The sequence below is a fragment of the Dokdonella sp. GW821-FHT11D02 genome, assembly GCF_058808595.1.
The window spans coordinates 2,259,099-2,273,202 of record NZ_CM179520.1 but is presented as its reverse complement, the minus strand read 5'-3'; the positions used below and the strand labels follow the sequence as shown (position 1 = coordinate 2,273,202).

8 protein-coding genes and 1 tRNA gene are annotated in these 14,104 nt (G+C 63.8%); 3 read left to right on the top strand and 6 right to left on the bottom strand.

Annotation, left to right across the window (positions count from 1 at the left end):
• Positions 1–6 precede the first annotated feature (6 nt).
• A tRNA-Ala gene (locus AC3QL3_RS09520) sits at positions 7–82 on the top strand.
• 690 nt (positions 83–772) lie between these two features.
• Positions 773–1,684, top strand: a complete 912-nt coding sequence (locus AC3QL3_RS09515) for a hypothetical protein (protein WP_492898367.1) — start codon at positions 773–775, stop codon at positions 1,682–1,684.
• Positions 1,685–1,927: 243 nt separating this feature from the next.
• Here the strand turns inward: AC3QL3_RS09515 and AC3QL3_RS09510 are convergent, their stop codons facing one another.
• The 4 genes from AC3QL3_RS09510 to AC3QL3_RS09495 form a co-directional block, all read right to left on the bottom strand.
• Positions 1,928–4,129, bottom strand: coding sequence for a TIGR03790 family protein (locus AC3QL3_RS09510; protein ID WP_492898365.1), 2,202 nt, complete (start codon positions 4,127–4,129; stop codon positions 1,928–1,930).
• Positions 4,130–4,451: 322 nt separating this feature from the next.
• Complete coding sequence (locus tag AC3QL3_RS09505; protein WP_492898363.1) at positions 4,452–5,156, bottom strand: TetR/AcrR family transcriptional regulator; 705 nt, start codon at positions 5,154–5,156, stop codon at positions 4,452–4,454.
• A 59-nt stretch (positions 5,157–5,215) separates the two neighbouring features.
• Positions 5,216–7,930, bottom strand: coding sequence for a DUF4394 domain-containing protein (locus tag AC3QL3_RS09500; RefSeq protein ID WP_492898361.1), 2,715 nt, complete (start codon positions 7,928–7,930; stop codon positions 5,216–5,218).
• A 435-nt stretch (positions 7,931–8,365) separates the two neighbouring features.
• Positions 8,366–9,949, bottom strand: a complete 1,584-nt coding sequence (locus tag AC3QL3_RS09495) for a Na+/H+ antiporter (protein ID WP_492898359.1) — start codon at positions 9,947–9,949, stop codon at positions 8,366–8,368.
• A gap of 169 nt (positions 9,950–10,118) precedes the next feature.
• On the opposite strand from AC3QL3_RS09495, the gene AC3QL3_RS09490 reads away from it, so the two are divergent.
• Positions 10,119–11,390 carry an alpha/beta hydrolase family protein gene (locus tag AC3QL3_RS09490; protein WP_492898357.1) on the top strand — a complete coding sequence of 424 codons (1,272 nt, stop codon included), beginning with the start codon at positions 10,119–10,121 and terminating at the stop codon, positions 11,388–11,390.
• Here AC3QL3_RS09490 and AC3QL3_RS09485 read toward each other — a convergent pair.
• Together AC3QL3_RS09485 and AC3QL3_RS09480 are read right to left on the bottom strand one after the other, a co-directional pair.
• Positions 11,341–12,855, bottom strand: a complete 1,515-nt coding sequence (locus AC3QL3_RS09485; RefSeq protein ID WP_492898355.1) for a hypothetical protein — start codon at positions 12,853–12,855, stop codon at positions 11,341–11,343. The genes AC3QL3_RS09490 and AC3QL3_RS09485 overlap by 50 nt on opposite strands.
• A 334-nt stretch (positions 12,856–13,189) precedes the next feature.
• Positions 13,190–14,104 (bottom strand): fatty acid desaturase, encoded by a 915-nt coding sequence (locus AC3QL3_RS09480; protein WP_492898353.1) that lies wholly within the window; start codon positions 14,102–14,104, stop codon positions 13,190–13,192.

Sequence of the window (14,104 nt, the reverse complement as noted above, 5' to 3'; positions counted from 1 at the left end):
ACGTGTGGGGCGGTAGCTCAGCTGGGAGAGCGTCGCGTTCGCAATGCGAAGGTCGGGAGTTCGATCCTCCTCCGCTCCACCACTAAAGTTTTCGATCCAGGCCACCTTCATAGGTGGCCTTTTTCGTTGTAGATGCTGGGTAGGTGCGCGGAGGCGACATCGAGCATCTGGCGCGAGGAGTTCGATGTTTGTGAAATTGCGCTGCCTCGTCGCTACAAATGGTGGCCGTCGCCGTGAAGGATGCCCATCATTGCGGCCTCTGGAAAGCGATAGTTCTGATAGCTAAATTCTGCGCCGCACCATACTGCGACGTTTCGGGCGCACCGCGACGAGCTTCAGGTGTACGTCCCGAACCGGCGCCAGAGTGAAAGCCTCGGCTTCCACACTTGAGATTTCGAGAAGCCGACTGCGATAGACGCGTGGCGAGACGATGTTGCTACCACTTCGCTCATAGTCTTCGCCTCGCTTGGCCACTCCCAAGCACGCCCGCTATACATGGAAGCACCATTTGGCGCTTGTGCACCTGCTTTATTTCGGATTCAGACGCTAAGATACCGATTGTGCGCGGCATGAAGCCATGGATCAGAGGCGAAGCGGCGTCAAGTTCGCACTATTCCAATAACCTGGCGCATTCCAAACGCAAGGTCCTCAGCGCTCTTTGGCAGACTGAACAAACTTATATATTTGCACAGGCATATCCATAAATCATTAGCTTACGTCTCGAAGAAATATAATATTCATACTTCCAGACGCGATACGGAGATCGAGGGCAATGAATATATTTTTTATTGGTGGAACTCTAACGATTTCGCTTCTCGTAGCGCCATTCGCTCGCTCGGCGGACATTCCGTGCGACGGCTGTAGCTATGCGCAAATGTTTTCTCGGGCCCAGAGTCAAGGTAAGGGCACACACAGAATCTACAGCTATTCAACGGGAAACATTTATAGATTCTCAGTTACATGCCCCGGTAATATACCTGAGGGAACTGGCGGGACAACAAACAGTAAAAGCTTACCTGACCAAGATACAAACACTCTGGATACCACAGAATCCGTTCAAAGTGCATGCGCCTTCAATAAGCCAGTGGAAGTAGAAGAGATTCCACTTGACGCCGCGATGGCAGACGCATGGCCAAAAATATTGGAGTTCATCCAATATCGGAACGCCAATTATCCTGGATCCTTATACGATTTCGAAATAGATTCGCGAGAAGACCGGCAAAACTACGTCAACGATAAGACCGTGTATGGGGTTATCGGAGACTATCCCGCGCGCACGGCATTGTTTACCGATATCTCTCGATATTACTCTCCGATCCAGAAATTTATTGCAGCTGTTTCGTCTGCCGCACGCGCCCATTTCACGAATTTTTCCAATACCATTTTGATTAAGTTTACCTTCAAAGATGGCACCAGCATTGTAATTAAATTCGACTATACAACCCAGCAATTTGAGTTCGTAAAAAACTCCGCTCGACAGCCCAATGGTACAACACCAATGGTTGAAGCGAACACGAGTGAATACGCTGGAAATTACCCCTACGGTGGGGGAGACGGCGGCGCCTACGCAAGATACCTGCGCGACTCCGGCGTAAATGTAGTTGAAGGCGGCGGGCTCGTCACGATGTCTTGCTCATGGACCGGCGAAACACTGACCTGCAAAATACCTAAAATGAATAATTAATCAAAGTTTCTACATCATAAGCTGCACCACGCTCAACGCGTGGTGCAGCGCCTTTCTGATCTCTTGATAAGTCATGCTCGTTACAGAGTTTTTGAACCAGCCGCGCATTTAATCGCACTCGCGTCTGCGCTGATCCGCTTCGCTGCTCCTGAAACCGAATTCTGCGCATGCAATTCGCGCCGACTCCATTCGGCTTAGACCTCCTTACCCCACTCGACTCACGTCACCGCTGTGGGAGCACGCTTATTCCGTCGGCTCGAACCCGTCGCGAAAAATCGCGTCCGGCATCGACGTGAAGCGGACCGAATCGAAGGTTGCCGTCGCCACCGCCGCCGCATCGAGCGCGTCGACGGCGAGACCGGCAAACGACACCAACGGCACGGCGGCCGTTTCGGGTGAACCCAACGGCGACCAGTCGACGCCGTCGAAGGAATAGCTCGCCGTCACGATCGTCGCGGCGGTCTCGTCCGAGCGCTGCAACCGGAGAAAGATCGGCGGCACTGCCGGCACTGCGATGCGCGAACTCTCTCGGCCCTCGGCGTCGCGCCAAAGGAAAGCGACTTCGCCGCTCGTCGTCGCAACCAGTGCGGCAGAAGCGGCACCGGCTAGCAACGATGAGCGCAAGACGATGCCGGCGCTGGCCTCGACACCGCTAGCCAATGTGGCGACACGCGCCTCGACGGAAGTGACTGGTTCGTTTCTATAGACGAAATGGAAGGCGTCGGCGGAGCCATTGAATCCAGCCCCTCTGCCGCTCACTGCAAACGCGGCAGCCGCGTTCGAATGGATCGCGCTGCCCGATTGCGCCGCTTCGCCGACGTTCGTCTCCAGCCAAGCAAACGGCAGGCTGTCGACATCGACATTCGCGTGACCTTGGAACGCGAACCACTGCACGTTCAACCCCGGCGTATAGACGAGATAAACGTCGTGCGCGCCATCCACACTGGCCACGCTGCAAATCGTGTCCGCATAGCTCTGCCAGTCGTTCGTCGCCGGCGCCGTGCAGGTGCCGAGCAAGGGGCCGTCGGCGGCGTCGATGTGCACGGCGATTTTCGCGCCGCCCTCGGGGCTGGCGACGCGCGTTTCGAACGAGCGCATGCCGGTGAGGTCGATCGCGTCGTACTTGCTGAACGCGCCATCGCCGATGCCGCCGAGGTCGAGGCCGCCTTCGCTGCAGGTTTCGGTTTCGAGGCCCGACGATGCGTCGAAATCCGAAGCCTGAATCGGAAACGACGCCGCGCTCGCGCCGAACGGCAAGGCGAGAGGATCGCCCAGCACGACGTCTTCCCAGCCGACGAAGCGCGAGGCGGCGTAGAAGCTTTCGGCCAAGGTGTAGCCTGAGAAATAGCGATGGAGCGCGACCGAAGGCGAAGCGATCGCTTGCAGCAGCGGCTCGTTGACGTAGCCCTTCACCCCGGTGATGCCTTGCGCGACGAGATCGGCGACCAGCGACTGGCCGCCCGAGGTCGGCAGGAAGGTGCGCGCGCTGGTGGACACCGCGGTGTCGCCGATCGCGCCGGGCACGAACGCGAGCGAGTGGTAGGCCGCGTCGGTGTAGGAAGGATCGTTGCTGCCCCAGGAGAAATACCCGAGCAGCCGCTGGCTGTTCCCGACGAAGCCCTCGTCGCGATCGAACAGCGCGGGCACGGCCGAGGCTTCGAGCAGATCGCCGGCGCGCGCGAGGTCGCCGTTCCAGGAGCCGTAGCTCGACTCGGCCGGAATGTCTGTCGTCACCGGCAGCGGCTGCACGGTCTTGTCGTCGAAACCGAAACCCGGCTGGGTATCGAGCAGCACGGTCGAGTAAGGCTCGATGCCCGCCTCCGCCGCAATCGCGCGATCGACCAAGGCGATCGCATCTTCTTGCGTATAGCCGTCCAGCCGCGTGACGAGGTAACCGCCGAACGCGGCGTGCGAGAACGGCTGCGCCGCCTTCCAGTAGCGATTCAGCCAGCCGTACCCTTCCGCGCCCGAGCCGACGATCGATATCCGTGTGGTATCGGGGCGTGCGGCGTAGTCGATCGCTGCCAGATAGCTGTCGACGGAGGGGTGCAGGTTCTGGTCGCTACCGAAGTCCTTCGAGCCGGTGAGGCCGCCGTCGATGCGGATCGGCACGCCCTTGGTCAGCACGATGAAATTGATGCCGGAATGCGTTTGCAGATAGGCGGAAACCGGCGTTTCGATCTGCTGCGCATAGTCGGCGATCGAAATGGTTTCGTCGTCGCTGTCGAGTGCGGCGTCTTGGCAGTCGACGGAAAGCACGTGGGTGATGCCGCGCGCACCGGCGTAATAGTCGGCGATCGCCGAAGACACCGGGCTGGCCGAGTTGTAGACGAGCAGGACTTCGTCGGCTCGATTCGCCGATACCGGCGGAACGGCGTGCGCCTCGACGAAGACGGAGCACGACAAAACGAAAAAGAACAACACCCTGAACGCGGTGGACGTCATCGAGCTTTCCTTGCTGTCGGCACGCGGCGGCTTCCTTTCTGGACGGATTCTTCCGGGTAAAGACTCGGCGCCGCCCGCACGCAATCGAGCCGGCGCACAGACTCAATTCTGTCGCGCAACACCGGGTTGTGGAAGCGTCGGCGAGAGAAGGCACCGAAAGCGTGTCGCGTTTCCGCATGAGGGCGCAAATACGGACGCCTGCGGCTTGGCGCAGGCAACAGACCGTCGGAGGCCGGCGATCCTTTCAGCCGGCATGCAAGCGGTCGCCGCTTCGAGCGTCGCGGCTCGAACCGCTGGGCGTCTTACGACTCGCGGATTCGGATCATGCCTCCGGCCGGTCGAGATACCCGACTCGAGGCTCGGCCTGAACGGTTCGCGTCTCGGTTCCATCGGATCGCTCGCGATAGACCGGAACCTCGGCCAAGCAGGATCTGAACGCTCGATCCAACAAGGTCGGACCCAGGGCTTGCAGCAGGAATTGCGTGGACCGCTCGACGCATTCGGGTTCGCCGTGCGACGGCAGCGCTCCGTGTTCGAGATTGCGCGCGAGCTTCAGCAGCAACATCAAGGACTGCATCCCGTTGGCGGCATGATCGGTGACGACTACGCGGCGCAGATAGCGGCCGAAATCCGCTTGGGATGCGAGGGTTTCCACCACCGATCGAGTGAACACATTCAGCGCGATCGCGCCGCTCGCGGCCGCGCTCCGATCCGCATCGGCGGCGGCGTGCACGAACATCGACCGCAGCCGGCTGTCGACCGCCTGGAGCAGTCCGAGCTTGTTCTGGAAATAGTGAGTGATCAGCGTAACGGACACGTTCGCTTCGCGAGCGATGGCTCGCAGCGACGCGCGCGCGTAGCCGTGCAAAGAAAACAAACGCACGGCAGCCAGCAGGATGCGGTCTTTGCTGCCCGGCTTGCGAGAGCTCATGTTTGTCGAATTCCAATCAGCGGACCCAGCTCGAACGCGCACTGCGGATCGACCGCTTTCATCCTGGCGACGAGATTTCCGCGAAACGAGGTCCATCAGGACCCCGGAAACGTGGCCCCGAATGGGGGGCCACGCTCCTTTCAATCGCGCCGATGTCAGCGGCGGCGCGAGCCTTCCGTCGCGTCGATCGTCATGTCGTCGATGTAGACGTCGCCGTCGTCGCTGCCGGTCGCGGCGTAGTCGAAGCGGATCTCGTGCGCCGCGTCGTCGGCGTAGGCCGACACGTCGATCGACACGTTGACCCACTCGGCGTCCAAGCCCGTAGCGATCACATCCAGCGTCGACAACGCGGTTCCGTCGACCGACACCATCAAGGTCGCCGTACCGCCCATAGGCAGCTGGTCGATCTTGCGCCAGAAGTTCAGATAGCGCGGACTGCCGCTCGCAATCGTCACGCTCTGCAGCCAATGCTGGCTGCTCGCCTGCACCCAGCCGCCACCCCACGCAACGAAGTCACCCGTGTGCGCACCACCGTCGCCCAGCGTGGTGCTGCCGGACGTCCAGAATGGAGTGCCGCCGCTGGAATTGTCGTCGACACCGGTCCAATTCGGATTTTCTTCGGAGTCGCCCGTGGTCGCCTCCAAGCTGGGATCCTTCACCGGCTGCTCGGACGGACCACTGCCGGCCCCGTCGAAGCCGTCGCAGAAGATCTTGTCGCCGTTCGAGCAAGGCTCGACCACCACCGCCTGCACCGTCACGTTGACCGGCACGGTCACCAGCGGGTTCGCAAGGTCGTTGCTGGTCACGCACAGGTTCGCCGAGTAGCTGCCGGCCGCCAACGTCGAAGCATCTACCGTGACGGTGGAAACGCGCGAGATGCCTCTCGCCAAAGACCCGCTCGCCGGCGATACGCTGAGCCACGGCACGTCGGATGGATTCTCGCAGGCGGGCGTGCCGCTGCCGGGAATCGCCAAGGCCACCAGTTGCGCATTGTCCTGCGTCGTGCCGACCGCGGTCGCTTGGCCGGTGGTCACATTGACGATGAAGACGCCGATGGACGCATTGGAGAAGTACAGCGTGCCGCTGGCCGGATCGAAGGCCAAACCCGACAGATTCGTCGCGTTGACACCGAGCGAGCCGATCACTGCCGTATCGCCATTGGTCTTGTCGATCGAGACCAGGCTGTCGGTATCGCGGTCGATGCCGTACAGACGGCCTTGCGCATCGGCCGCGATCGCATTGATCACGTTGCCGGCCGAAGCCCCGGTGATCGCCCCGATCCGCGTGGTGGCGCCGGTGACCGCATCGACCGTCGACAGCTCCTGATCGCTGGTCGGGCCGATCCAATAGAGCTTCTGCGCGACCGGGTCGACCGTCATGCCCCACACGTCACCGCCGCCCGCGCTGCCGGAAATCTCCGTCGCGACGCCAGTGCCGGTGTCGACCGAGAACAAACCGCTGTCGCCGAGCATGTACAGCTTGCTGCTGTCGCCGTTGAGGAAGGCCGAACCCCAGAACGGTTGGTCGTTGGCCGAACCCACGTCAGTCAGCGTGCCGGGGGTGTTCATGTCCAGCGATACCAAGGTCGCGGCACCGGTGTTCTGCGCAAAGCCATTGACCGCCGTGCCGAACGGTAGGGACGAGCCGATCTTGGGCGAAGCGGAGACTGCCGAAGCGCGCGGCGCGAGCTTCGGCTCACTCGCATGCATCGCTCCGATCGGTGCGGCTTGGCGCAGATCGCGCGGGAAATGGCCGCGCGCGGCATCGAGCAGGGCTCGCTTGGAGGCGTTCGGAGTGCGTGCCTTCGCTGCCGCTTCGGCGATCGAATAGGTCAAGATGCCGCTACCGACACCGGTGTTTTTCACCGTCAGCGTACCCGTTCCGCTGGCGCCGGCGTCGAGCGTGATCGCCACCGGCGACGGCGTCACTTCGATGGTCTGCGAGTCGTCCACCTCGAAGTTGACGATGACCGTGCAGTCGGCCGTCACGGCATTGGTCGTGTAGGTGGCGAAGAGCTCACCGGGAACCTGCGGGGTCAGCGTGCCGCCGCAGGTGCCGCCCACGTCGGCGACGCGGTAGCCGCCGAGGAAGTACGGCGTCAAAGTGAAACTGCGGGTGTCGCCGGCTTCGACGGTCAGTGGAACGTCCGGCGCGATGGCGCCGGACGGTGTGCCGACGCTCGGCGTCACCGTGAAGGTTTGGCCCTGCACAGGGCAGCTGCCGTTGAGCTTGCCGCGAAAATAGCCGGACGTTGCGGGATCTTGCGCAATCTGCGTGAACGCGCCGGTCGTCGTGTCGAAGCGTCCCCAGGCATTGATGCCGTTGCCGAAATAGGCGATCGAATAGAGCGAGCCGTCGGTCTTGTCGAAGGAAATGCTGTTGTCGAACTGCGCATCGATGCCGGTCGGGCCGATCGCGGTGCGAACTGCGGTTTGCGGATCGACGCGATAGAGCGTGTCGTCGCGTACGTCCTCCGCGAACAGCTCGCCTTGGCAGTTGAACGCAAGGGTGGTGATCCAGCCGAGGCCCATCTCGCCGACCAGGGTCATCGCTCCGGTTTGCAGGTCGAGGCGGTAGAGCTTGGAGATCGCGTCGTCGGGCAGGTTCTTGATCGTAGCGACGTAGGCGCCGCCCGTGACCGGATCGATGGCGAGGTCGAGCAGGAAGTCGTAGTCGCCGTCCGATTGCATGCCTCCTCGAGGTGTCGCTGCGCCTTCGCTGTCGATGACTCCCCAATCCATGCCCGGCCGCACATACCAGATCTGGCCGTCTACGGAGATGTCCATTGCGTTCAGCGCCGGCAGAGTCGCGCCGACATGAACGAGGCTGCCGTAGAAGTCCGCTACGTTGAACGAGTACCAGGCTCGCATCGGCGGCCCGGACTGTTGCTCAAAAAAGAACCCCGTCGTCGAATCGCCCATCGGCGCGCCGCGCAGCAGCGGTGCGTTCGGAACCGTGGGAACGTGTTCGGGGCGGCAGTCGCCTTGCCGGTACGGTCCAGTATTGAGACAAGTCTGCGCACCTGCTGGTGCAGCGGCGAAAGCGGCCGCTAGCAGGAAAAGATAAGACTGCATGAAGGGAATTCTCCGGAAGGTCAGACGATCCATCGATGGTGAAACCCACTCCCCGTGGGTCGCCCGACAATGGCGAAGGAGCACCTTCCGCGTGTCACGGAGCCGCTATGGAACTGCTATGGAACTGCAACAAAATGCAACGGCCGCGGCGAAGCCATTCGACTACAAGGGGTTGCCGCTTCATTCGGTCTGCCGTCGCCGGCTCGGACGACGCGCAGCGAGTCGAGCCTCTCAAGACATCGCCGAGATCGCGCTCAACTCCTCCAAGTCCAGATCGCGCTCGAGTTCGTGCAGGACGTGGTCGTCCATGTCGCCGGCACGATAGAGCCGGAACAGCTCGGCGCGGCCGACCGCATTCGCCTCGAGCACCAAGTTGAAGTGCGTGCGCAGACCCGGCGAGTAGTGCTCTTCGCGTCCGGGATAGTCGCCGAGCATCGTCGCCTTGCGCTGATAGCGCTCGAGCAGCTGCGGATGCACGAGATTGCCTTCCGCGTCGTAGGCACGCTGCTTGATGAGTTCGAACTGGACGTTGGCGATCGCAGCTTCGACGTGACTCATGGTCAACCGTGCGCGGCGGTACGCAGGCTCGGTCGGACCGGCCCATTGGATCAGCGCGCGCAACGTCGTGCCCTGCAGCAGGATGGTGGCGAAGATCACCGCGAACGCCGTCATCAGGATGAAGTCGCGCCCCGGAAAACCCTCGGGAAGGCTGAGCGCCAAGGCGAGGCTCACCACACCGCGCACGCCGGCCCAGCTCAACACGACCGCGCCGCGCGGACCGAGCGGTTTGAAGCGGCGCAGGCCGAGCGCGCGGCCGAGCAGGATCGCGACATCGGAACCGAACACCCAGACGAAACGCGTCAGCGTCAGGGTCAGCAAGATCAGCAAGATCGGCACGCCCATCGCGTCGATGACGACGCCGAAGCCGCCGGCGCGCTCGACCACGCCGCGCAGCGAGAAGCCGATCAGCATGAACACGGCCGCTTCGAGCAGGAAGATCAGCACCATCCAGAACGCGGTGCCGCGCACGCGCACTGCGGCCGACAGAATGGTGTGTTGGAACCAGCCGCAGATGAGGCCGGTGATCACGGTGGCGATCACCCCGGAGACGTGCAGCGACTCGCCGAGCAGATAGGCCGCCCATCCAGACAAGGTCGAGGCGGCGATGATGAGGTAGTCGTCGCCGAGGCGGCGCACCAGCAGAACCCAAGCCGCACCGACCGCCACCCCGACCAACACGCCGCCGATCGCCAGCAGGAAGAAACTCTGCACCGCCGCCGTCGTGCTGAACGCGCCGGTGGTGGCCGCCACCACGGCAAAGCGGAACAGCACCAAGCCGCTGGCATCGTTGAGCAGGCTTTCCCCCTCCAGCAGGATCAACAAGCGCTGCGGCAACTTCACGCGTTGCAACACCGCACGCACCGATACCGCGTCGGGCGGCGAGACGATCGCGCCGAGCGCGACACAGGCCGCCCACGGCAGCGCAGGAAACAGCGCGTGCGCGACCACGGCGATGACGAAAGTGGTGAAGAACACCGCACCCAGCGCGAGCGACGCAATGCCGATCAGATGCAGACGTAGATGTCGCCGCGTCATGAACCAGGCGCCGTCCATCAGCAGCGGCGGCAGGAAGATGACCAGCACCAGCTCGGGATCGAACGAGACCGTCGGCAATCCCGGCAGAAACGCCATCAGCGTGCCGCCGACCAGGAGCGCCACCGACGGCGGCAGGCCCAGTCTGGCCGCCAGGTAGTGCAACGCGATGATCGCCAGCAGCATCACGATGGCGAGTTCGAACAGCTGCGTCGAGGTCATGAGTCCCTCCTCCGTCGACTCAAACGATTCATCCTAGCAGCGCTCGATGCGTGTGCCGAGCCGGTCTTTCGCAAGATCCGCCGCGCGTGCGTCCATGCCTCATACGGCGCAGACGCACGGCTCGTCAAATGCGGCAAAATCGCTTTTTGCCGACTCCTGGGAAAATCCGATGAAGCCGTTCGTATTCTTGCTGCTCGTCTCGGCGCTGGCCGCCACCGAGCCTGCCGTGGCGCAGTGCCAGCGCGGCGCCTACGCCTCCGGCAAGGGCGATTTCGTCGTCGTCGCACCGCCGGCAGAAGGCGCCACGGGATCCACGCGCTACTTGTTTCTGGACGGCCGCCGCGGCGCCGTCGACGCCAAGGACGCGCCGGTCGCCTGCGTCGGCGAAGCGGTGAGCGTGCGCGGCGCCGACGGCCGCAGCGCGACCTGGCAGCGACTCGCATTGCGTGAGACGAACACGACGTTCAGCAGCGCCGCGACGACCTTGGCCGGGCAGTTGATCGAGCCGATCGCCGATTCGAACGCACGGCCGCCGTTGGTGGTGATGGTGCACGGCTCCGAACGGCGTGCCGCGATCGGCAGCGTCTACGCTTACGCGATGGCCGCGCAAGGCATCGCCGCGTTCGCCTACGACAAGCGCGGCACTGGCGCCTCGGAAGGCGAATACACGCAGAACTTCGAACTGCTCGCCGACGACGCCGCCGCCGCACTGGCCGAAGCGCGACGCTTGGCAGCAGGCCGTATCGGCCGCGCCGGCTATTACGGCGGCAGCCAGGGTGGCTGGGTCGCGCCGCTCGCCGCCACGCGCTCGCCGGCGGATTTCGTCGCGGTCGGCTTCGGCCTGGTCGCCTCGCCGATCGAAGAAGACCGCGATCAGATGCTCGGCGAAGCGGCCGCAGCCGGCTTGGACGAGACGGCGGTCGCGGCGATCCAGAGACTGTCGAAGGCGACGGCGCGTGTGGTCTCGACGCATTTCGGCAGCGGCTTGGAGGAATTGGAACGGCTGCGCCGCGAACTGGCCGGCAAACCTTGGCTCGATAAGATCCACGGCGAGTACAGCGGCGACATGCTGCGTACCAGCGATGCCGACCTGCGCCGCATCGGCCGCGCCCGCTTCGACAATCTCGAGCTGATCTGGGACTACGACGCGGTCGCCGCGCTGAAGCGCCTGAAAGCGCCGCTGTTGTGGGTGCTGGCCGGAGAGGATCGCGAAGCGCCGATCGCGCAGACGCGCACGGTGCTGAAGGGATTGATTGAAGCGGGCCGGCCGATCGATTTGTATCTGTTCCCCGATACCGATCACGGCATGATGGAATTCACCACCAACGCGGACGGCTCGCGCACGATCACGCGCATCACCGACGGTTATCTGCGTCTGCTCGCCGACTGGATCAAGCGCGATCTGCATCCGCCGTACGGCCGCGGCCATACGGTGGAGTGAGGTTTTTCGCGCCGCGCGCGGCGAGCAGCCGATCGACCACAGCGGCGAGGAACAGTACGAAGAACACCGGCAGCGGGTGCAAGTAGCGGAACGAGACGATGTGCGAGCACAAGAGCTGGCCGAGCACGAGGCCGAGCGCGAGCAAGGCCAGCAGCAGGCTCGGCGCCGGGTGCGTCGCCCGCTGCAAAATCAGCATCGCGATCGCCAGCGGAGCGAGCAGGAACAGGCAGACGATCAGCCACCACGAGGCATGCTCGAAGTAGTCGAAGATCGGCGTGTCCCGTTGCGCGACGTCGGTGTAGTCGTAGTGGAAGCGGTCGCGCAGGAGCTGCAGCGTCGGCGCATCCGTGAACGGCGAGAAGCCGAGGTCGCTGCGCATGCGCTCGACCCGCTTGGCGGTGTCGAAATAGTCGCGGAAGGTCCGCAGGCCCAGACGCAACAGGCCGAACGGATCGTCGCTGATGGCGCGATCGGCCAAGACCGCCGCGACCTCGCGCGTGCGCGGCCCGGCCTCCTCGCGCAGCACCGCGATCAGGCCGCCCGGCGACCAGATGTGCGATTCGCGGTAGAACGGATCGTCCAGCGGCAGTTTCACCCGCTCGAGCAAAGCCGGATCGACACCGGTGCCGGCGAAATGCGCCGGCTTGAGCAAGGGCACGACCAGGCCGAGCCGGAAAATGCCGGCGTCTTGCAGGTAAGCCGGCCGGTCGTGGCAGCCGCGGCCGTAGAGACGTTTGTAGGCGTCGTGACAGCCCCAGGTGACGATCACCGCGACGAGTAGATGCACGATCACCGCACCGACGCGCAAACGCGGCGTGCCCGCCGTTCCGCGCAGCGCGGCCAGGATCAGCACCGCAGCAGCCGGCATCGACAACGCCACCGGCACCAGTCCGACGCGCAGGCTCGCCAGCGCGACCCCAGCCAGAATGACGGCGAGCAGCCACAACAATCGGCCGCTGCGCAGATAGAGCAAGGCGACGCAGGTGATCGCGACGAGGCAGAACGTACTGCTCGCCTCGGTCATCACCATGCGTTCGTAGAACAGCTGGCTCGGCTCGATCGCGACGAGTAACGCCGCGGCGGCGCAGAGACCGAGCCGCACGCCGAGCCCGAAGTGCAAGATCGCCATGACCCCGGCCGCGACGGCGACGCCGAATCCGGTCTGCAGCAATAACAGCGAGAACAAGGAATCGGAACGGCTGGTGATCGCGCGGATCAGCAGCGGATAAGTGAAGGAACGATCGGACGGCACGCCGCGTGTGATCGCGCTGAACAGATAAGTACCCGAGTCGCCCATGAACAGGCGCACCTGCGGGTCGAGCATCAACAGGCAAAGCTTGACCAGCACGACGCCGAGTACGGTGCTGACCAAGGCCAGCCAGCGCAGCGTGGTCGGCGTACTACGAGCATCCAAGCGCGCGAAATCCGTCGAGAGCGGCGACGCTTCGTGCGCGGGGGAATTCATCGTCTTCCTTGAAATTTTGCCAAAATCCATTCGTACTGAAGCAGTCGTCAGATGCGTGGAGCGGCTTGCGTCACGGCGGCGTGCGCGGTCTTGGCAACACAGACGCGGAAGCACTGCGGATCGTCGCGCGGCACTCGGAAAAGCGAGACGAGCGCGCCGGGCGCCTCTCGTTCAAGATGAATGTTCGCGCACAGGAACTCCCGCAACGGAGCGCGATTGCGCCCGCTGTTTCGTAGGAAGGAAGTTTCTTTTGCGGCAAGCCGGATCGTCGCCGGCGGCCGTCGCGGCCCGCCGATCGCGCACCGCTTTTCTTTCGGTTAAAGCTCGCCGGTTTTTAGGCCGAGCGCACCGCGTTCGAGCGTGGCGCATCGCCGATCGCGACCGGCCCGCGCCACTGGCGCAGCACGCCGCGGACGAAGGAAATGTCTTCGCTGTCGAAGCGGCTCGCGCCGGGCAGCGCCGTCCACGGCAGGTTCGGATTCTGGTGGTGGGTGCGGTGCAGCGGGAAGTTCAAGAGGACCCGATGCAGCCAACGCGGCGCGGTCAGGTTCAGCGCGTGGTCGCGCTGCTCGACCGGCGTGCCGTGATGCGGCGCGTGGTCGAACTGCGAAGCGAGAAAGGCGCGGATCGACAGGAAGCCGAGCACCAGCCAAGCCTCGCCGCCGTACAGCAGGAGCGCGGCGCCGTACAAGGCCAGCACGCCGAGCGAATCGAGGCGGACTTCGCGCAGGCCTTGCTCGCTGAGCAGGTCGCGCTCGAGCATCGTCGCCATGCCGGCGCTGCCGTCGGGCAGGTCCGGGCAGGCTCGACGCAGCGGCGGCAGCAGCCACGAGCGCGGCAGCCAGCAGACGAACAGCATCACCAGTTCCGCCAGATACAGGCCGAAGCTGATGCGGACGTAGTGCGCGAGATAGGCCAGCCAGCGCGGCTGCTGATCCGGATCGTAGATCTCGTCGCTGCCCCACGGCGTGCGGTTGTAGCGGTGGTGGCGCAGATGGGCGAAACGCAAGGCGCGCAGCGGCGCACCGAACGCGATCGCCAGCACACGGCCGCCGATCTGATTCCAGCGCCGCTGCGGATGCAACAAGCCGTGGATCGCTTCGTGCACCAGCGCCCACAGCGTCGGGCTCAGCAGCGCGACCGCTGCCAGCGCCGCCGCCGTCCACGCCAGCGGCAGATGCAGCAGCGGCAGCGCGATCAGCACCAGAAGATGCAGAGCGAGCAGCGCGCCGCCGAGGGCGACGTTCAA